The sequence below is a fragment of the Corynebacterium sp. 13CS0277 genome (assembly GCF_002994655.1).
Classification (GTDB): domain Bacteria; phylum Actinomycetota; class Actinomycetes; order Mycobacteriales; family Mycobacteriaceae; genus Corynebacterium.
On the sequence record NZ_PPDL01000055.1, the window covers coordinates 1 to 1611 of the forward strand.

The 1611-nt window shown below is 59.6% G+C and carries 1 protein-coding gene; it reads right to left on the minus strand.

Annotated elements, in window-relative coordinates; all coding sequences use genetic code 11:
* Positions 1-35: 35 nt before the first annotated feature.
* The gene (locus C1Y63_RS12375; RefSeq protein ID WP_369831053.1) at positions 36-1115 is read right to left on the minus strand and encodes an IS30 family transposase; all 1080 of its coding nucleotides are present in this window, start codon (positions 1113-1115) and stop codon (positions 36-38) included.
* Between the last annotated feature and the right edge of the window lie 496 nt (positions 1116-1611).

Genomic DNA, 1611 nt, shown 5'->3' on the forward strand with positions numbered 1-1611 from the left:
TGGGCGGATTCAAGTGATGGTCGCAACACGTGGGTTTAATCAGACTCTAGCAACTTGGCAAGGACTTCAGCCGGAGTGAGATACCCGTGCCGCTTCCGCGGCCGGGAATTCATCACCATCTCGACCCACTCCAAGTCCTCCGCAGTAAACCTCGACAGGTCCGTCCCCTTCGGGAAATACTGCCGCAGCAAGCCATTAGTGTTCTCGTTGGTACCCCGCTGCCACGGGCTGTGCGGATCGCAGAAGTAGACCGTGCAGCCAGTGTCTTTAGCGACCTGATGATGCATAGCCATCTCACTGCCCTGATCCCAGGTCAACGAACGCTTCAACGTCGCGGGCAGCTCATTGATCCGCTTCGTCAACGCCGCAGCCACAATATCGGCACTATGACCACCGATAAGCTCCAGCAACAGCAAGAACCCAGAGGTTCGCTCCACCACAGTACCGATCGCAGACTTGTTTTCTTCGCCCATGATCAGGTCACCTTCCCAGTGACCAGGCACCAACCGAGTATCTGCTTCCTTAGGCCGATCAGCGATCATCACCATCGGCTCTTTAAACCGCTCATTACGGTTCACAGACCCCTGGCCACGAGGCTTACGCTTGACCCGACCAGTCCGCAACGCGCGCTTGACCTCGCGCTTCAACCCACCACGGGCCTGCAGATACAACTCCTGGTAAATCGTCTCGTGGCTAATGCGCATCTCCTCGTCATCGGGATATTCCACCCTGAGTCTGCCACTGATCTGCTCGGGACTCATCTGCAAATCCAACATCCGCTGCACTTCCATACCCAACCGGGTCGGATTAGTCAAATCCAGCTTCCTTCGGCGCTTCCGCATCCGATTCACACACGACTGACGGTGCGCCGACGCACCCCGGTAGTGCCCTTCAGCATCGCTATGGTTGGCAATCTCCCGACTGATCGTCGACCGCGACCTCCCCAGCTTGCGGGCAATATCCGCCTGACTACAACCCGCGCACAGCATCTCCTGAATCGTGTCGCGCTCCCGGGCGGAAAGAAACCGTTGATGAATCGTCTTCTCCAGCATCGCCTGCGCCACCGCAGGAGCCGGTGCCGGCCGATGCCCATCCACATGAGTCATAAGCTGCATGAGTCTGTTATAGACGCCAGCTTTACCGCCTGCAGGCACAAACTGCTCAATACCCTTGTTTTTCACCATGCCCTGGTCATACAGCCGGGCAGTCGTGGGATCGATCCCGCATTGCATGGCCGCCTGCCTGCGGCTGGAACCCCACACACGCAGCTGAAGGTAGTCCACACGCCGACGCGTTGACTGATCTTTGCCTGCCCCTGTCGGGCAGGCAATGAACCGGCCATCGGCGACCGCGAGCTTATAGCCGCGGGAATGGCTGATACCGACGGACTCTGCAGCCTGGCGCACGGAGGCACCATTGTTGACCTTCGCCAAAAACTGCTTGCACTGCTCTGCGGTGGGTTCAGCAGACGGCTTCGGCCGAGCGGTGATCCAGCCCTGGGCGTGGGCAAGCTTCAGCGCTGCGGTATACCGCACGCCGAGGGCCTTGGCGGCGGCTCGGACGCTGACTCCGTGAGCGATTGCGCGCCGCAGGGTACGGATCGTGCTCTGC

Bases quoted from the DNA above. Each gene is read 5' to 3' on its own strand.
- C1Y63_RS12375 (WP_369831053.1), bottom strand. From the start codon at position 1,115: ATGCAGCTTATGACTCATGTGGATGGGCATCGGCCGGCACCGGCTCCT.